Source organism: Cohnella candidum (assembly GCF_003713065.1).
In the GTDB taxonomy this organism is placed as follows: Bacteria; Bacillota; Bacilli; order Paenibacillales; family Paenibacillaceae; genus Cohnella; species Cohnella candidum.
This window is the reverse complement of record NZ_CP033433.1, coordinates 1,970,943-1,988,626: the sequence shown is the minus strand read 5'-3', so window position 1 is coordinate 1,988,626 and position 17,684 is coordinate 1,970,943. Positions and strand designations below refer to the sequence as shown.

Annotated in this window: 21 protein-coding genes; 18 read left to right on the top strand and 3 right to left on the bottom strand. The window is 57.0% G+C overall.

Features of this window, described 5'->3' with window-relative positions; translation table 11 throughout:
- Positions 1–26 precede the first annotated feature (26 nt).
- Both lepB and EAV92_RS09380 read left to right on the top strand, forming a co-directional pair.
- Entirely contained in the window at positions 27–599 is a 573-nt protein-coding gene (lepB, locus tag EAV92_RS09385) for a signal peptidase I (protein WP_123040839.1), read from the top strand.
- 99 nt (positions 600–698) lie between these two features.
- Positions 699–1,979, top strand: a complete 1,281-nt coding sequence (locus EAV92_RS09380) for an MFS transporter (RefSeq protein ID WP_123040838.1) — start codon at positions 699–701, stop codon at positions 1,977–1,979.
- A 60-nt stretch (positions 1,980–2,039) separates the two neighbouring features.
- On the opposite strand, the gene serA is transcribed toward EAV92_RS09380, so the two are convergent.
- Entirely contained in the window at positions 2,040–3,632 is a 1,593-nt protein-coding gene (gene serA, locus EAV92_RS09375; protein WP_123040837.1) for a phosphoglycerate dehydrogenase, read from the bottom strand.
- A 204-nt stretch (positions 3,633–3,836) separates the two neighbouring features.
- Complete coding sequence (locus EAV92_RS09370; protein WP_123040836.1) at positions 3,837–4,760, bottom strand: hypothetical protein; 924 nt, start codon at positions 4,758–4,760, stop codon at positions 3,837–3,839.
- Positions 4,761–4,853: 93 nt separating this feature from the next.
- Between EAV92_RS09370 and EAV92_RS09365 the strand changes: the two genes are divergently transcribed.
- Both EAV92_RS09365 and EAV92_RS09360 read left to right on the top strand, forming a co-directional pair.
- A complete protein-coding gene (locus tag EAV92_RS09365; RefSeq protein ID WP_123040835.1) occupies positions 4,854–5,450 on the top strand; it encodes a CPBP family intramembrane glutamic endopeptidase in 597 nt (198 codons plus the stop codon).
- Positions 5,447–5,746, top strand: coding sequence for a hypothetical protein (locus EAV92_RS09360; RefSeq protein ID WP_123040834.1), 300 nt, complete (start codon positions 5,447–5,449; stop codon positions 5,744–5,746). Before EAV92_RS09365 ends, EAV92_RS09360 begins: the two co-directional genes overlap by 4 nt.
- Positions 5,747–5,827: 81 nt before the next feature.
- Here the strand turns inward: EAV92_RS09360 and EAV92_RS09355 are convergent, their stop codons facing one another.
- Positions 5,828–6,448 carry a polysaccharide deacetylase family protein gene (locus EAV92_RS09355; protein WP_338134412.1) on the bottom strand — a complete coding sequence of 207 codons (621 nt, stop codon included), beginning with the start codon at positions 6,446–6,448 and terminating at the stop codon, positions 5,828–5,830.
- Between the two features lie 19 nt (positions 6,449–6,467).
- On the opposite strand from EAV92_RS09355, the gene EAV92_RS25120 reads away from it, so the two are divergent.
- The 14 genes from EAV92_RS25120 to EAV92_RS09300 all read left to right on the top strand — a co-directional run bounded on the left by EAV92_RS25120 (position 6,468) and on the right by EAV92_RS09300 (position 17,683).
- Complete coding sequence (locus tag EAV92_RS25120) at positions 6,468–6,794, top strand: hypothetical protein (protein ID WP_338134411.1); 327 nt, start codon at positions 6,468–6,470, stop codon at positions 6,792–6,794.
- 101 nt (positions 6,795–6,895) lie between these two features.
- On the top strand, positions 6,896–7,240 hold the full coding sequence (locus EAV92_RS09350) for a hypothetical protein (protein ID WP_123040832.1): 345 nt from the start codon (positions 6,896–6,898) through the stop codon (positions 7,238–7,240).
- A 185-nt stretch (positions 7,241–7,425) separates the two neighbouring features.
- Positions 7,426–8,028, top strand: coding sequence for a genetic competence negative regulator (locus EAV92_RS09345; RefSeq protein ID WP_123040831.1), 603 nt, complete (start codon positions 7,426–7,428; stop codon positions 8,026–8,028).
- 171 nt (positions 8,029–8,199) lie between these two features.
- On the top strand, positions 8,200–8,892 hold the full coding sequence (prsW, locus tag EAV92_RS09340; RefSeq protein WP_123040830.1) for a glutamic-type intramembrane protease PrsW: 693 nt from the start codon (positions 8,200–8,202) through the stop codon (positions 8,890–8,892).
- Between the two features lie 53 nt (positions 8,893–8,945).
- Positions 8,946–9,104, top strand: a complete 159-nt coding sequence (locus EAV92_RS24530) for a hypothetical protein (RefSeq protein ID WP_164472706.1) — start codon at positions 8,946–8,948, stop codon at positions 9,102–9,104.
- A gap of 81 nt (positions 9,105–9,185) precedes the next feature.
- Complete coding sequence (gene ypeB, locus EAV92_RS09335) at positions 9,186–10,547, top strand: germination protein YpeB (RefSeq protein ID WP_123040829.1); 1,362 nt, start codon at positions 9,186–9,188, stop codon at positions 10,545–10,547.
- A gap of 119 nt (positions 10,548–10,666) precedes the next feature.
- Complete coding sequence (locus EAV92_RS09330; RefSeq protein ID WP_338134410.1) at positions 10,667–11,371, top strand: flagellar brake protein; 705 nt, start codon at positions 10,667–10,669, stop codon at positions 11,369–11,371.
- Between the two features lie 87 nt (positions 11,372–11,458).
- Complete coding sequence (locus tag EAV92_RS24525) at positions 11,459–11,608, top strand: hypothetical protein (RefSeq protein ID WP_164472705.1); 150 nt, start codon at positions 11,459–11,461, stop codon at positions 11,606–11,608.
- A 125-nt stretch (positions 11,609–11,733) separates the two neighbouring features.
- Positions 11,734–12,438: a (d)CMP kinase gene (cmk, locus tag EAV92_RS09325; protein ID WP_123040827.1), complete on the top strand. Its 705-nt coding sequence runs from the start codon at positions 11,734–11,736 to the stop codon at positions 12,436–12,438.
- Between the two features lie 3 nt (positions 12,439–12,441).
- A complete protein-coding gene (locus EAV92_RS09320; RefSeq protein WP_123040826.1) occupies positions 12,442–13,029 on the top strand; it encodes a lysophospholipid acyltransferase family protein in 588 nt (195 codons plus the stop codon).
- Positions 13,030–13,191: 162 nt separating this feature from the next.
- The gene (rpsA, locus tag EAV92_RS09315) at positions 13,192–14,457 is read left to right on the top strand and encodes a 30S ribosomal protein S1 (RefSeq protein WP_123040825.1); all 1,266 of its coding nucleotides are present in this window, start codon (positions 13,192–13,194) and stop codon (positions 14,455–14,457) included.
- A 272-nt stretch (positions 14,458–14,729) separates the two neighbouring features.
- A complete protein-coding gene (locus EAV92_RS09310) occupies positions 14,730–16,064 on the top strand; it encodes an Nramp family divalent metal transporter (RefSeq protein WP_241158548.1) in 1,335 nt (444 codons plus the stop codon).
- 99 nt (positions 16,065–16,163) lie between these two features.
- Positions 16,164–16,778: a hypothetical protein gene (locus EAV92_RS09305; RefSeq protein ID WP_123040824.1), complete on the top strand. Its 615-nt coding sequence runs from the start codon at positions 16,164–16,166 to the stop codon at positions 16,776–16,778.
- Positions 16,778–17,683, top strand: coding sequence for a YIEGIA family protein (locus tag EAV92_RS09300; protein WP_241158547.1), 906 nt, complete (start codon positions 16,778–16,780; stop codon positions 17,681–17,683). Before EAV92_RS09305 ends, EAV92_RS09300 begins: the two co-directional genes overlap by 1 nt.
- The last annotated feature ends 1 nt before the right edge of the window (position 17,684 follow it).

Genomic DNA, 17,684 nt, shown 5'->3' with positions numbered 1-17,684 from the left:
GGATTTGGTGAAATGGGGTGCTCTAGATGAAGCGTAAACGTGTCGTTGTTGGCTTTTTACTCCTTGTTATTTGGATTCTAAGCGGTTGCACCGAAACCATCACGGACAAGGTGACCGAAAAGAAAATAAAGGTCATCGAAAAGGTAGATCCTTCGTTAACCGAAGTGGAAGTCGAAACAGACGGAATGCTTGCCTCATTCGTGTACGACGGGCCAGATCCATTTGGTATAGGAAATAAAGTATTGGCGGACATGAACTACTACAAGCAAAACGATATTGCTCGCGGGGATATTGTGGTTTTTAGCACGAAGAACAAAAAGAATCAAGACACGGACATGGCAAGAGTCGTGGGACTTCCCGGCGAAACGGTGCGCATAGACAAGGGGCAGGTCTATATTGACGACAAAATGCTGGACACGTTCTACGGTAATGATTCTACTTCCGAAAACAATGATTCTTGGGATCCCGTGACACTGAAAGACGGCGAATATTACATCTTGGCCGATGTCCGTTGGAGGGGATTTAATGACAGCCAAACGGCGGGCCCTTTTCGAAAAGAGGATATATTGGGGAAGATTTTGGGCTATAAAAAGCGTTGAAGCCGATTGCTTCTGTCGGAATTTTCTTTCCCGACAAGAACCGAGGTGTTAAGATAGGAACGAATTGAATTCGCGGCGGGGTTTCCGGGTGGTGGCGGCATGGGATTTCGGGAGAGATGGATCCGCTCGTTTTCGGGCAAGCAACGCGGAGAAGGGTTGACGAAGGAAGCTTACGTAGCATTGTTTATCCACGGCTGCTTCCAGGTCGGCGCTTCGATGTCCGCGCTGTTCCTCAACCTGTATTTGTGGCGTTTGACGGAAGATTTGTGGATCAACGGGGTGTTCAACGTCATTTTGTACGGGGTCACGCCGTTCGCGTTCGCCGTGGGTGGGTACATCGCCAAAAAACGCGACCGAATGGACACTTACCGGCTCGGCATCGTGCTGATCGCGCTGTTTTTCCTGGCCGTCATTTTCGCCAAGGAGCTCGTCGTCACGTATTATCCTTGTTTCGCATTGTTTTACGGCTTGGCACTCGGCCTGTATTGGGTCGGTTATCTCGTGCTGATGTACGACGTGAACGAGGAACGGAACCGGGCTCGATACTTGGCCGTGAATATGATCGTTTTCAATTCGGCCGGCCTGATCGGCCCCGCGCTGTCCGGTTACGTGATCCGGATGTTCGAAGGACTGCAGGGCTATATCGTCACGTTCGCGATCGCCTGCTTCATGTTCGCTGCAGGCTTCCTGTTCAGCACGAAAATCCGCAAAATCGATGAGGGCCATCGGACGTATTATCTCAAGTTTTCGATGCTCCTGATGAAACGGGACCGGATCTGGCTTCGCTCCCTGTTCAGCTTTTTCTTTTTGGGTCTGTTCCAGGGGATCATGCTGTTCTTGCCGAATATTTTACTGTACCAGGCAGTAGGAAGGGAGGACTGGGTCGGCCTCCTGACCGTTTTCTTCTCTCTGTTGACGATCCTGACCGGGTTCGCGATTTCCCGGCGCAAAGACCGAAGCAACGTGCCTGCCGAGCTGCTCGTCTCCTGCGCGAGCGTATTCGGCGCCTCCTGCTTGCTGCTCGCGCAAATTTCGATTTGGACCGTCATCGTCTATATGATCGTGTTTTCGCTCTTCAACCCCCTAACGATCAATACGCTGACTTCCTATTACTATAGAAGGATGGACTTCCTGCCGCTCAAAGGGCATTTTCGGATCGAGTCGGTCGTTCTTCGGGAGTTTTTCCTGAACGCGGGGCGAGTGCTTTCGATTCTGTCCTTGATTACTTTCGCGTCCGAACCGGGGTCGCCGATACTGCCGATCGTGCTGGTCGCGACGTCGATCCTCCAGTTCGGCATGGTGCTGCTCGTCCGGCATGAAAACAAGAACGCAAGGGAGCCGCAAACGGCATCGGGAAGAGGTACCTACATTTCTCGGTGATCCCTGTAACCATGCAAAAAGCCTCCCGGACGCGTCGTCCGGGAGGCTTCTTCATGAAGTTCAGAACAGCTGAATTTGTTTGGCGTTGTTCAGATCTGGCAGGGAAGCGACTTGCGACAGCACTTCCTTCGGGACGCCTTTGTCGACGCCGAGCACCATGATGGCGGCGCCGCCGATCACTTTGCGTCCGACCTGCATCGTCGCGATGTTGACGTCGTTGCTGCCGAGCAGCGTGCCGACGCGGCCGATGATCCCCGGTTTGTCGTGGTGGGAGATCAGGAGCAGATGGCCTTGCGGCTCCACGTCGACCGGGAACTTGTCGATCTGGGTGATGCGGGGACCGTAACCGTTCAGCAAGGCGCCGGCCACGATGCGCTCTTCCTTGTCGGTCCGCAGCGAGACGCTGACAAGGTTCGTGAAGCCCTTGCTCGCTTGGGTCGTTGAAACGACGATGTTGACGCCGCGGGTTTTCGCCAGGTGCATGGCGTTGACCACGTTGACGACGTCGCTGCCGAGATGGTGGGACAGCACGCCTTGGACGACATGACGGGTGAGGGGAGCCGTGTCCACGTTGGCGAGATCGCCAGCATAGCTTACGGAAATCTCCTTCACCGGGCCGTCCGCGATTTGGGAGGCGAAGCTGCCGAGCTTCTTGCCAAGGGCGAAATAAGGCTCGAGTTTGGCCAGCACGTCGCCGGGGACCGGAGGCATGTTGACGGCGTTTTTGAACGGTTCGCCGCGCAGGATGTGCAGCAGCTGTTCCGAAACGTCGATCGCCACGTTTTCTTGGGCTTCCACCGTGGAGGCGCCAAGGTGCGGGGTCACGATCACTTTAGGATGAGACAGGAACGGATGGTCCGGTGCCGGCGGCTCTTCCTCGAACACGTCGAACGCGGCTCCGGCGACGATGCCCGCGTCGATGGCCTCGATGAGGGCCTTCTCGTCGATGATGCCGCCGCGGGCGCAATTGACGATCCGTAAGCCTTTCTTGGCTTTCGCGAATTGCTCTTTGCCGATCATGTGGCGCGTCTCCGGGGTAAGCGGCGTATGCACCGTAATGAAGTCGGCGTCGCGGATCACATCCTCGACCGTCGCGAGGCGGACGCCGAGCTTCTCGGCCCGCTCTTCCGTCAGGAACGGGTCATAGCCGTAAACGGTCATGCCGAACGCTTTGGCGCGGGCGGCGACTTCGCTGCCGATCCGGCCCATGCCGAGAACGCCCAGCACTTTGTTGCGCAATTCGACGCCGACGAACGATTTGCGGTCCCAGACGCCTCCGACGGTTTTCAGGTACGCTTGGGGAATGTGGCGGGCGAGCGCCATCATCATGGCGAAAGTATGCTCGCAGGTGGTGATCGTGTTGCCGTCCGGCGCGTTGATGACGATGATGCCGCGGCGGGTTGCCGCATCGAGGTCGATGTTGTCCACGCCTACCCCGGCTCGTCCGATTACTTTCAACTGCTTTCCGGCCGTCATGATGCGCTCGGTCACGCGGGTCTGGCTGCGCACGAGCAGGGCATCGTATTCGCCGATGATGGCGACCAACTCGTCTTCGGTCAGTCCCGTCTTCTTATCGACGGAGATATCCGCCGCCTCGACGAGCAGCGAAATGCCCAAATCGCTGATCGGATCCGACACCAATACTTTAAACATGCCAAAAATCCCCCTTCTCGTATCCCTTTATCATTTCAAGTTATGAAAAAACCTCCAGTGCCGCTTCCGCCAACGGCGGACTATCGGCGCTTGGAGGGTGACTTGCGCAAGGTCATTCCGTCTCATCGGATTTTACTATTTTAAAGCAACGGGGTAAGACATGCAATCATGAAAATGTGACAAAAACGGTTTCAAAACGTACAATTATTTATCCGGGATGAAAAAGGGCAGCTGCGGAAGCTGTTCATTCGGATACAGCATCGCTCTGGCGTTCAGGAAGTCTCCGCTTCGGATGGCATCCGTGCCGGTCAGCAACTCTGCGATGGAGGTTACCGTTTTCTGCTTCATCTTGTCCGCCTGGCCCGATCGGATGAACTGATCGATGCGGGCGGTCAGATCGTGCGGCAGGAATCCCGCGAAAAGAGAGTGGGAGGATAGATAGTCGACAATCACTTTATTTTTGATCACGAGCGGCTTCGATTTCCAGTCGGCCAGATCCATGACGGACGGACTCTTATAATCGCCGTTGATCTCCATGTTGACCGTCGCGGCCCACTTCAGCATCGAAGTATAGTAGGCGTTTTGCCCCGCGAGCGCGTATTTGCGGCCTTCCGTATAGAAAGCCTGCTTGCCCAACGCCTGAAGCAGCTGGGAAGCCGTGCCTTGGTTCGCGCCTTTCGCGAGGTCGGCGAAGCTGTCGGAGAACAGCTTCAGGCTTTTGAGGTAATCCGTCTGCGCTTCCTTCAGCAGGGGTGAAGAGGAGGTGACGGCAACGCCGGCGATTTTGCCGTACTTCGCGTTTGCGGCCTTGGCCAGCTCTTTCAGCGACGCGGAAAGATCCACGGTCGGATCGGCGTTCCATTCGTACTGGGCGGTGAAAAGCGCGTTTTGAAATTCACGGTAAGGCAAAAATACGGTATGATAAAAAGATACCAGGTCTTGCTGCTGGTAGGCGTTCGGGACGGTTTGCTCGGGTTTCTTGGCAGCTTGTTCTGCCTCGAGCTGCTGGGCTTTCACTCTGTCGGTTCCGACTTTCACCCCGTAAAAGAAGGCTCCTGTGGCGATGACGAGCATGAGCAGGAACGCCAGCGAAAAGCCGAGATCGGTGCGGTTCAAGCGTTTTTCCATGGTTACTCCTTTGGGCGGTCGGATATTTGTCGTCTCTAGTATAGAAAAAACATCTTTCGTTGAACATACAAATTCGCATTTTTCAGAGGTAAAATGAGAAAATTCGACATTCGCAAACTAAAACTCCGTAAAGTCACGGTCGACGATCTGAACGACCGCATGCTGCTGCTGAATCTGTATCTCACTCAGCTTATTACTCTCATTATCGGTCTCGCGTGGCTGTTTTTTCAGGGGCGGAACCCGATTCGCGTTCTGTCTTTTCCCGGGAACGGCGAATTCGCCCTTTGGGGCGCCGGTCTCGCCGCCGTCGTCCTGGTGGTCGACGTGGCGATTTCCCGCTGGGTTCCGGACGAAGCATCCGATGACGGAGGCGTAAACGAAAGGATTTTCCTGAAGCGTCCGGTGTGGCATATCGCGCTCATTGCGCTTGTCGTGAGCATTTGCGAGGAGCTCCTGTTCCGGGGGGCCGTGCAGCACGCTATCGGAGCATATTGGACCAGCATCGTGTTCGCGGCGATCCACGTGCGGTACTTGCGGCATTGGATTCCGACGGGCCTCGTGTTTTCCATCAGCTACGGATTGGGCTGGATTTACATACTCACGGGCACGATCTGGGCGCCGATCGCCGCTCATTTTCTGGTCGATTTGATTATGGGCCTCATTATCCGCTTTCGGAGGGAGACAGAATGAACGACAACGAGACCTCGTCCGTATGGTCCCGCTATCGCGAAGCGAAGGAGCACGCCTTGGCGAAAGAGGAAGACAAGGATGGCGCCGAGCCGCTGACGCTCGAGCAGTTGGAGGAAGCGATCGCGCAAACGGCGGCTTCTTCCGGGATCCCGGAAACCGGCATGCCGCCAAGGTCCGTCGTGCACCCGTCGAAGCAGAAGCAGCTTTCGCGTTGGTTTTACCGGATTCTTCTCCTGCTGTTCGCGGCGCTGACTGCCGGGCTTGTCTGGTGGGGCAGAAAGAAGTACGGTTATTGATACGCCAGTATCGCGCATCAGAAAAACGTCCCCATTCCGCTCATCGGAGCAGAATGGGGACGTTTTTTGTCGGCGTGAAACTTATTTGGCTGCGGCGGTGGTCAACTCGATGCTGTTCGGGTCGACGAAGCTGTATCCTTTGGCTTCCAATTGGGTGAGCAGGTTGTCGAGCGTTTCGGACGTCCACTCCAGCTCGTGCATCAGGATGTTGCTGCCGGGATGGAGCTGCTTCATGACGTTGTCGATGACGGCCTGCGGCTTGTTTTTGACGTTTTTGCCGAGGTCCCAATCGAGGGAACCGTTGGACCAGGTCATGAACAGAAGGTCGTTTTCCTTGGCGATCTGATGGACGGCGTCGTTGGCGGACGCGAACGGGGGGCGGAAGAATACCGGCGTTTTGCCGACTACATCATGGACCATCTTCTGGACGCTCTCGATTTGGTCGCGGATTTTGGCTTCCTTTTCTTTACCGAGCATGATGTGGTCGTACGAATGGTTCCCGATGACCTGGCCGCGGTCGTCGATCAGCTTGAGCAGCTCCGGGTGGGCCTTGATCCGGTAACCGTTCACGAAAAAAATCGCTTTGGCATGGTGTTTGTCCAGCGCGTCGAGAATGCGGGTCAACATGACCTTCTCTTTCGGTCCGTCATCGAACGTGAGCAGGACGACCTTGTCCGGGGATTTGGTTTTGTCGATGGGCACGATATTGTAGACCTTATTCATGCGGTATGCGGGAGCGGCATTCGTCTCCGCCGGAGCCGAAGAAGCGGACGGGGAAGGCGATGCCGACGGGGATGCCGACGGCGAAGCGGAGGCCGGAGCGGTCGGAGAAGCGGATGCCGAAGCCGTCGCCGAGGCCGATGCCGACGGAGCCGGCGAAGAAGCGGCGGGCGAAGATGCTGCGGAACTTGCTGAATTCCCGCCTCCACAGGCGGTTAAAGCGAGCAGCAGCGCGGAAGAGCAGGCGGCTGCCGTCCAAATGGGGCGTTGGCGTTTGATCATGTTGTCGAAAGACCTCCGGTTCCTTGTCGTAATATCCCGATTGTAGCACACCTTGATGGGCGGGACACGGGACCCTTTCCTTATTTTGATGGCGCATGACGCCTGCGGTCCCGGCCACAATAAAGGTATCGACAAGGAGGTGGCAACATGAAACTCGGGACTTTCGTGCTGGGCGGCCTTGCGGGAGCGGCAGTCGTCATGATGATGCGCAATAACCGGACGATGAACGCCGTAGCCGGAGGCATCGGCCAGATGATGAAGCAGCGGGTAAGCGACATGAAGGAAACCGCGCTCGAAAAAGGCATGTCGGTTAAATTCGGCGGCGGACTGATGAGCGGGATGTCGTCCGGCAACAGATCGGGCGGCGACCGGCACGCATCCGCGGCTTCCGGACAAGGGCTGGATCAGGTCGAGCGGCTCGCTTCTCAAGACCCTAAAGTGAAAAACGAAATCAACGAAATTTTAAATCAAAACGGTCATTCGCACATCTGAAAAAAACGGCTTCGCCCCTTCCTTGACGGGATGGCGGCGGAGCCGTTTTTTTGCCATGCGTGGGTTTTCCCTAGTGCATTTCGATGGGAGAAGTGATAACATGTTGTCAAAGCAGATTTCAATCACACATTATATGCCCGATCATACGCTGTTATCACCCATCGTGCGCAAAGGAGGGTCCTGTCATGAGGATGGAGCGGCTTGGCCAAGACAAAATACGAATTTTCCTCACGTTCGACGATCTGACGGAACGCGGGATCCAAAAAGAAGACATGTGGCGCGAGATTCCCAAGGTGCATGAACTGTTCAGCGAAATGATGGATCAAGCTTATAACGAGCTCGGATTCGATGCCTCCGGACCGCTTGCGGTTGAAGTATTCGCCATGCCGGCTCAAGGAATGGTCGTCATCGTGACGCGAGGCAAACAGGAACGCGACGCGGACTCCGCGGCGATCGAAGAGATGGACGAGGAAGTTTACGAAATGGAAGTAACGCTTGAACAAAGCGAAGCCATCATATATCGTTTCCGGGATATTGAAGACGCGATCGGAGCGGCCAAAACGCTGGCCGGCCGGTTGACGGACGAAGGACGCATGTACCGGTACCAGAACCAATGGATTCTCTGCTTCGATCCGGCCGGACTTGAAAGCGCGGGTTACCACGCTTTGATCGCCGTGCTGGCCGAGTATGGGGATGCCACGTCGGTAACGCCGGCGGTGCTGGAGGAATACGGGCAAACGGTGATTCCCTCCAACGCGGTGAAGGTGCTGGCCGAGCATTTCGGCTGAACCTGCGAAATCTGCCCTATAACAGAACATTTTGCGATCGCCCGCCGGGCTGTCGCAAAATGTTCTTTTTTGATGGCCGGGAGATTGCTGGAAGAAGGATGTGCACGCCGCTTTCCCGTTGTATAATGAAAGCTGCGACAAAACGAAACGCGGGAGGGAGGGGACGACAACATGCTGCTATCGGTGCTGGCTGCCGCCATTGCCCCCGGACTCGCTCTGCTTGCTTATTTCTACTGGAAAGACCGATACGACTCGGAGCCGCTCTCGATGGTGCTGAGAATGTTCGTCACGGGCGTTCTTATCGTTCTTCCCGCCATGGTTTTGCAGCGGGGGTTGACGATATGGCTCGGAGATTCCCCATTCACGTTCTCTTTCGTGATCTCCGCCGGCGTGGAAGAACTGCTTAAATTTTTCGTCCTTTACCATATTATCTTTAACCATACCGAATTCGACGAGCCGTACGACGGCATCGTATACGCAACGGCCGTCTCGCTGGGTTTCGCGACTTTGGAAAACGTACTTTACGCCTTCCTGCAGCCGACGACGTTCGGCACCTTGCTCGTCCGGGCGTTGCTTCCGGTATCCGGACATGCCTTGTTCGGCGTATTCATGGGCTACTCGCTCGGCCGCGCGAAGTTCTCCAAGGGCAAACAGGTGAGATTCCATCTGGGCATGGCCGTCCTGCTGCCCTTGATTTGGCACGGCGTGTACGATCTCATGATGTTGACGGTTCCGTCGAGCTGGATGTGGGTGGCGGTTCCCTTCATGTTGCTGCTGTGGTTCCGGGGCATCCGCCGCGTAAACCGCGCCAATGCCGTTTCGCCGTTCCGCTGGCTGAAACGGGAGGAAGAGATTAAATCCTGACCGGGCGGTCCATACTGGTACGTATACGCTTCGCCTCATGCTGGAGGGAAACCATGTCCACCCCAAGGATCAAAGTGATCATCCGCTGCAACCGCTGCGGCGAGAAATTCACGCTCCGCGGCCGCAAGGACCGGGGACGCGTGGATACCGGATTCAAGCAATGCCTTTGCAGCAACGACGCAGATTTCGAAATCGAGGAAGAGCCGACCTGAGCCTTCCTTGGAAACGCGCATAAAGCCGATTCCTTTATCCCACACTAACCGTAGTTTGGGAATGAAAGGGGTCGGCTTTTCATGTACGCGCGTCTCAGTTCCATCCTATTTCCGATCGCCGCGATCCTGTTCGTCGGCGCCGTTCTGTGGGGCTATCAGGAGCACCAGGACAAAAACACGATCTTGATCAAGGCCGAGAACCAGTACCAGAGGGCTTTCCACGACCTGAACCACCACATGAACCGGCTGCAGGACGAGTTGGGCCAGACGCTGGCGGTCTCCTCGACGTCCCAAGGCATGCAGCGCAAAGGGCTCGTAAACGTTTGGCGGCTGACCAGCCAGGCGCAAAACGAAATCAACCAGCTCCCGCTCGCGATGCTGCCTTTCAACAAAGCGGAAGCGTTCCTGTCCCGCATCTCGAACTTCGCATACAGCACGTCGGTGCGGGATTTGGCGAAGCAGCCGCTCACGGCGAGCGAAACGAATATGTTGAAGTCGTTGTACGCCAAATCTTCGGACATCAACCAACAGCTCGGCAAAATCCAGGACGCGGTCATCTCGAACCGGCTGCGCTGGATGGATGTCGAGGCCGCGATGGCGAGCGAGCACAATCCCCACGATAACACGATCATCGACGGCTTCCGCACCGTCGACAAGAAGATCGGGGAGTATCCGGAGACGGATTGGGGACCATCCGCCTTGTCTTCGCCACGGATCCAATCCACGGACGGCTTGAGCGGCAAGGACATGTCCCCGGCCGAAATCCGCGCCCGCGCCGCCTCTTTCCTGAGCCACCGAGCGGCGGCAACCGGACCGCTGATGTTGTCGGAAGCCGGAGGACAAACGAGGTTCAAGACGTATACGGTCAACGCAGAGAGCGGCGACGGAGCCCGCATCCAGATGAGCTATACCCGCAAAGGCGGACAGCTTCTGTGGTACATGAACACGCGCCAGGTGAAGTCCAGGAAGCTCAACTTCGACACGGCTCGCAACAAGGCCTCCAACTTCCTCGTCCGTAACGGCTATCGCGACATGACGCCCGTCACCTACGACGAATACGACCATGTGGCCGTCTTCGCATTCGCCGGCACCAAGAACGGCGTCCGCATGTATCCGGATAAAGTGACGGTCCGGGTAGCGCTGGATAACGGGGAAGTCGTGGGGCTGCAAGCGTCCCAGCATGTGTTTTCCAACAATCTATTGACGCCGGGCAAACCCAAAGTGTCCAAAGAGCAGGCTTCCCGGGGCCTGAACCCCGATTTCCGGGTGTCCGACTATTCTCTGGCCGTCGTGGAGAATGAAATGCACAGGCCCGTGCTGTGCCACGAGTTCATCGGCAAGATCCACGGCAGCAGCTACCGCATCTATATGAATGCCGATACGGGCATCGAGGAAACGATCGAACGCATCCCCGACGCCACCAAAGTGCTTTACCGTACGTGAAGTTCAAAGGCCGACCGGGTCGCAATACCTACCCCGGTTGGCTTTCGAGCTTTCTCGGCAAGTTTGCCGAAATTTCCCGAACGAGGGCATCCCAAACCTTTCCTGTCGTGATATAATGGGTGCAACGCAGGAGCGTGTTCCTGTTCTCATGCCGACATGGAGGTTTTTCGGTGCTTCCTAAAATAAATCAAACGACCTATTTACAGTTGATGCCAGTGCAAGACCCCGATTCAGCGACCTCCTTGCGTTCCCGCGTGGCAGACATGGACGACAAATCGATCTGGCTGGAAATCCCGCTCGACGAGAAAAGCCGGAGATACCACCGCCCCCAGACCGGGGAGCAGTTTCGGATGTTTTATTTTACGCAGGACGGCGTCAAACACCTGTTCACGACGACGGTTACCGGAATCAAGAAAGATACGGTCACGCTGTTTTCCGTCCGGAAGCCGAACTTGGACGAAATCGAAAGGGAGCAGCGGCGCAGCTACCTGCGGGTCGAGGCCCAGCTGGAGCTGGCCGTGCGGATTGGAGACAAGGTGCGGTTTACCGCGATCACCGACGACGTCGGCGGCGGCGGACTGTCTTTCCGGACCGACCGCAAATGGCCGCTCGTTCCCGGCGCCTCGATCAGCTGCTGGCTGCTGCTCACCTATAAGAACGGGAACATCGGCCACGCCAAATTCGACGGCGAAGTCGTCCGGGTGCTGCCGGTAGAGCCTGACAAGCACCTCGTCATGATGCGGTTCCAGGACATCCAGGACGCCGAACAGCAGAGAATCATCCGATACTGTTTCGAACGCCAGTTGGACAAGCACAAGGGTTAGCGCGACTCGGCATCCGAGCCGGGAGGTTTCCCCGTTATCCGAAGAAGAATAGACGACCCCCGCGGCTTTCCCGCGCGCTCCGACCTCGTGGAGAAATGGCTGCTCAGGGGAATATGCGTTTCAATCGTCCTGCTGCTCCTGTTCCAAAGCGCCCTTCAGGTACCGTGGCTCCGCGTGAGGCTGTCGCCGACGGACCGGCTGGAGGGGATTTCCTATCGCCAAAGCTCCGGAGATTGATCCGGAGCTTTTTGCATCGCGCGGCGGGGGTATGCTATAATTTTCGTAATGCAGCAGGCTGAGCCTGCCTGTTTTTTACTTCCCGGCATTAGCGCTTGCATCTGTAGGAGGCCAGTCGTTTTCCCATGAGTCCGCAACTGACGCCACGCATCAACATCGCCATAGACGGTCCGGCCGGCGCCGGCAAAAGCACGGTTGCCCGGATGGTCGCCCGGGATATGCAATACATATATGTCGACACTGGAGCCATGTATCGCACGGTCACGCTGAAAGCCATGGAAGCGGGATTGTCCGCCGATGAAGCGTCCCGCGTCACGGACCTGGCCGAGAGCCTGGACATCCGTCTCCTTCCGGGTCCGGAAGGGCAGAAGGTGATCGCGGACGGGGAAGACGTCAGTTCCCGCATCCGTTCCTTGGAAGTGAACCGGCAAGTGTCCCATTTCGCCAAAATCGAGGGCGTCCGCAACCGGATGGCCGAGCTTCAGAGACGAATGGCGAAAGAGAAGGGCGTCGTCATGGACGGCCGGGATATCGGCACCCACGTGCTGCCCGATGCCGAATTGAAAGTATTCCTGACCGCTTCTCCCCGCGAGCGCGCGTTGCGCCGCTTCAAAGAGCTGGGGGACAATCCCGGCGTCACGCTGGAACAGTTGGAGAAAGACATCGCCGAACGGGACAGGATCGACCAGGAACGGGAGATCGCTCCGCTCGTGCGTGCCGCCGACGCGAGGCTCGTCGACTCGACCGGCCGATCGGCCGAACAAGTGGCGGGCGAAATCGTGAAATGGGGACAGGAGATCACGGGAACCATTTCGGCGGAGGAGAAGTAAATTATGTTATACGCCTTTAGCAGGGGGATCATCAGGGGGATTTATCGGCTTCTGTTCCGCCTGGAAGCGAAGGGACTCGAGAACATCCCAGCCGAGGGACCTGTCATTCTTTGCAGCAATCATAAGAGCTTGCAGGATCCGTTTACGCTCGGGGCTTTCGTTCCCCGCAAGGTGCATTACATGGCCAAAGCCGAACTGTTCAAGATTCCCGTGGTCAGCCAGGTCATCCGAGCCTGGGGCGCATTCCCGGTCAAGCGGGGCGGCGTCAGTAAAGAAGCGATCCGCAACGCCATCGATCTGCTTAAAAGCGGCAAAGTGATGGGGATCTTTCCGGAGGGAACCCGCAACGAATCGCTCGGAGCGGCCAAACGGGGAGCGGTGACCATCGCCGTCCGTTCGGGAGCGACGGTCATTCCGGTCGCGTTGGTGGGAGAGTATAGGCTTTTCCGCAAAGTGAAGGCGGTCTACGGGGCACCGGTCGACATGAAACCGTTCGTCGAGGCCGGAACTTCCGAAGCGATGGATGCGGCGACCGAGAAGATCATGTCCAAAATCAGGGAAATGCTGCAGACCGGCCGGCCATCCGCTTAATACGCATGCATGGTTCACGTGTGAAACCCTCATACTGATTAATGGCATCATTTTTAGGAATTTTATGGTTTCAAACTCATCGGAATTGGGTAATGGTATTCAGATTTAGACGCCGCATAGCGGGTTTAAATAAAGTTGGGGCAGAATTGAGGAGGTATTTTCATGTCGGAAGAAACGAAAGTACAAGAAACGGGATCCGCCGAAGCGGTGGGCGAAGGCGCGATCAACGAAACCGCACAACCGGCGAACGAGGCTGCCGAGACGGTCTCGCAGGATGCGATGGATAACCTCGTAACCTTGAAAAAGGGCGACATCGTCAAAGGGACGATCGTCAAAATCGAGGACAACCAAGCATTCGTAAGCCTTGGTTATAAATATGAAGGGACGATTTCGCTCCGCGAACTGTCCAACGTTCAACTGGACAATGCTTCGGAAGCCGTGCAAGTCGGCCAAGAAGTCGAAGCCAAAGTCCTGAACATCGACGATGCGAAGGAAACGTTGACCCTGTCCAAGCGCCAAGCCGAAACTCCGAAAGCTTGGGACGAACTGCAAGCGAAATTCGAAAGCGGAGAAGCGTTTGACGTCGTCGTCGCCGATGTCGTCAAAGGCGGGCTTGTGGCAGACGTGGGCGTGCGCGGTTTCATTCCGGCATCCATGGTCGAGCGCCATTTCGTAGAAGATTTCAGCAGCTATAAAGGCCGCACTCTTCGCGTGAAAGTCAAGGAAATCGACCGCGAAAACAACAAGGTCATCCTTTCGGCGAAAGACGTCCTCGAAGCCGAGTACGAGCAAAAGAAAAACGAAATCATGGATTCCCTGCAGCCGGGCCAGGTCATCGAAGGCACGGTTCAACGCCTGACTCCGTTCGGCGCGTTCGTCGATATCGGCGGCGTGGACGGATTGGTCCATGTATCCGAAATGGCTTGGCAGCACGTCGCCCATCCGGCCGATGTCGTGTCCGAAGGCCAATCGGTTAAAGTGAAAGTGCTGAAGGTGGATCCTTCCGTAGGCAAGATTTCCCTCAGCATCAAAGCGGCGCAGCCGGGTCCTTGGGAATCCGCTACGGGCCAATTCAACACCGGCGACATCGTGACGGGCGTCGTGAAGCGCCTTGTCAGCTTCGGCGCATTCGTCGAGATCGCACCGGGCGTGGAAGGTTTGGTCCACATTTCCCAAATCGCCCATCGCCACATCGCCACTCCGCACGAAGTGCTGAAGGAAGGGCAAGAAGTGCAAGCGAAGATCCTCGACTTCAATCCGGCCGAGAAGCGCGTTTCCCTGTCCATCAAGGAAACGGAAGAAGCGCCTGCCCGTCCGGAACGCGCTCCCCGCGCGCCGAAGGAGTCTTCGTCCAACCTGCCTGAGCCGGAAAGCATGAGCTTTACGCTCGGCGAGAAATTCGGCGATAAATTGAGCAAATTCAAGTAATCGAAAGCTAAAGTCAAAGCCGTTCCTGCGATGCCGCTTTAACAAGCGATATTCGGGGAACGGCTTTTTTCTGCGCCGAAAAGTTGCCTTTGACAAACATTTTTGGTTTGTTACAATAAAAGTGGGTAACAAATAGAGTGAGCCGACATACAAAAGGATATGAGCTTTTTTTTATCGCCGAAAGTTGCACAAGCGCAACAATTTGAGCTTAGCGCCAAGATTGCGAACGACATGGGAAGAGGTGAATGATCTTGAGCGACAACTTCACGGAGATGGCCTCCGAACAAGGCTGGCGCAACCCCAGAACGCAGCCGACGATGCCCGAGGTCTACCGGAGCTTGAAAATTCCGAAAACCGGCTCCTGGTTCCGGAAGTTCCTGGCGTTTGCCGGACCGGGGTATCTGGTCGCGGTGGGGTACATGGACCCGGGCAACTGGGCGACGGACTTGGCCGGAGGATCGCTGTTCGGCTACACGCTGCTTTCCGTCATCCTGCTGTCCAACCTGATGGCCATCCTGCTCCAAGCGCTCGCGGGCAAGCTCGGCATCGTAACGGGCAGGGATTTGGCACAGGCGTGCCGGGACCATTACAGCAAGCCGGTTTCGATGGGCCTATGGGCTTTGTGCGAACTCGCGATCGCGGCTTGCGACCTCGCGGAAGTCATCGGAACGGCGATCGCCCTGAACTTGCTTTTCGGCATTCCCCTCATGTACGGCATTATCATAACCGTCCTGGACGTTCTCGTCATTTTGCTGCTCCAGCATAAAGGCTTCCGTTACATCGAAGCGATGGTCATTACGCTTATCGGAACGGTGGGTCTCTGTTTCGTCGCCGAAATCGTGATGTCCCAGCCGGCGGTGTCGGAAGTGTTCCGGGGATTCGTTCCGAGCGCGGAAATCATTTCGAACCCGACCATGCTGTATATCGCCATCGGCATACTCGGCGCGACCGTCATGCCGCATAACCTATATCTGCACTCTTCCATCGTGCAAACCCGGCAGTTCGAGCAAACCGAGCTGGGCAAACGGCAAGCCATCCGTTACACCACCGCGGACTCCACGATTGCGCTGTTCTTCGCGCTGTTCATCAACGCGGCGATCTTGATCGTATCCGCCGCAGCCTTCCACTCCGCCGGCATTCTGGACGTGGCGGAGATCGGTGACGCGTACAATCTGCTCGCGCCGCTGCTCGGTTCCACGATGGCGAGCATCCTGTTCGGAGTCGCCCTGCTGGCGGCGGGACAGAACTCTACGCTGACGGGAACGATGGCCGGACAGATCGTCATGGAGGGTTTCCTGAACATCCGGCTGCCCGCCTGGCTGCGGCGGCTGATCACGCGCCTGATCGCGATCGTGCCGGCCGTCATCGTCACGGCCATCGCGGGAGAGAGCGGAACCGCGCAGCTCTTGATTCTGAGCCAGGTCATCCTGTCGCTGCAGTTGTCCTTCGCGGTCATTCCTCTCGTGAAGTTCACGAGCGACAAGAAAAAGATGGGCGTCTTCGTGAATCCGCTTTGGCTGCAGATCCTGGCTTGGGCAGTCGCGATCGTGATCGCCGGCTTGAATTTGTACCTGCTGTATCAGACGGTCGCCGGCTGGTTGAACTGACGCCCCCTGTATTGAAAGACGAAACACCCCTTTCCCGGAAAACGGGCAAGGGGTGTTTTGCCTATTCGGCGCATACTAGGGATGCAGGAGGTGGGGGAGATGCCGCCGGTTTACACGGCTTTTTTTCTATGGGTGGCTTCCGCGATTCTCTGGTGGAGCGGCTGGAGGGAGCAGGCCGAAGACCGCATCCCGGATGCCGCGGTTGCGGTATTCCTGGCCGGCTGGCCTTTCGCCGCATGGGCGGCCATTCCGGCCGGAGGGCCATGGACGATCAGCGGGACGTTCGCTTGGGCGGCGCTGGCGGCGCTCTTCCTGGCTTGGAGATTGGAACCCTCCGAGCGATGGACCGCCTTTGCGGCGGGATTTTTGACGGGATCGTTCAAGCTGCTGATTTCCGTATCTCCCTGGATGTCGACTCATCTGTCCGACGAGGGAGTCGGTTGGACCGCCGCCGTATTGGCGGGTGCCTCGACATGCGCGCTCGTGCGCGGAGCAACGGGGCAGATCTTGGCGGTAACCTTGGCGTTGGCCGTCCATGAGATTTGGAGAGCCGCCTGGCTTCACGGGCAGGTTCGTTTCGAGATCGGATCCGGCCATTGGATGGAAGCGTGGTGGGTCGCCGTTCTTACGGCAAGATCGCTGTCCGCCATAGGGAGGCTTGTCGCGCTGGACTTTCGGAAATATGCATGGCGAAGGGGAGGAGAAGGATCGTGATCACGGAATGGATTCATGCCCATCGGGATTTAACCGGCGTGCTGCTCGGAACGGGATTCGGCTTGTGCGCCCGGCTGCTCATGATGCGGACCGATTACCGGCAGTATCCGGCTTACCCTCACGGCGTGATCTCCAATATCGCGCTTGGCTTGATCGCCGGTGCTCTCGGTTCCATCTCCGTTCCCGCGCTGTACCATAACAACTACACCGCGGTCACGTTTTTGTCGCTGGCGGCTCAGCAGTTTCGGGATGTCCGCAATTTGGAACGAAATACGTTGACCGCAATCGACAAGGTGGAACTCGTGCCCCGCGGATCCGCCTATATCGAGGGCATGGCCGTCGTTTTCGAGGGACGGAATTACCTGGCCATATTCACGGCGCTGCTCACGTCGATGGCATCCATGGCGATCAACTGGTGGAGCGGCGTGCTGGCGGGGCTGTTAACGCTCGCCGTCGTGCATCGGTTCATGCGCGGGAAAACGATCCGCGACATCGCGAATGTTGCCGAAGCGGAAGTCAAGTTCGATGGGCCGGGGCTATTCGTAGGCGACGTCTATATGATGAACGTCGGTTTGGAGGAAGACCGCAATCTCATTCTCAAGCAGGGGATCGGCGTCATGCTCACGCCGCATAACGGAAACGGACGGGTGACGATCGCGAATTTGGGCCAGCGCCAAGCGATCTTGTACGACGTTTCCACCCGCCTGGGCGTTTACCGGGATGAAGGGGAGCCCACCCTGATACCGCTTGCCAAGCTGTCACTGGATTCCGGACGGCTGGCCGTTCTCGTGCTTCCGCGCGAGCGGAACGTACAATTTGCGGTGCAGGCGGTTGAAAACGTGCCGCTGCTGGAAGCGGCGGTCAGGCTGCCGGTCATCGCGAACCGGCGCAGCCAAGGAGGATGAC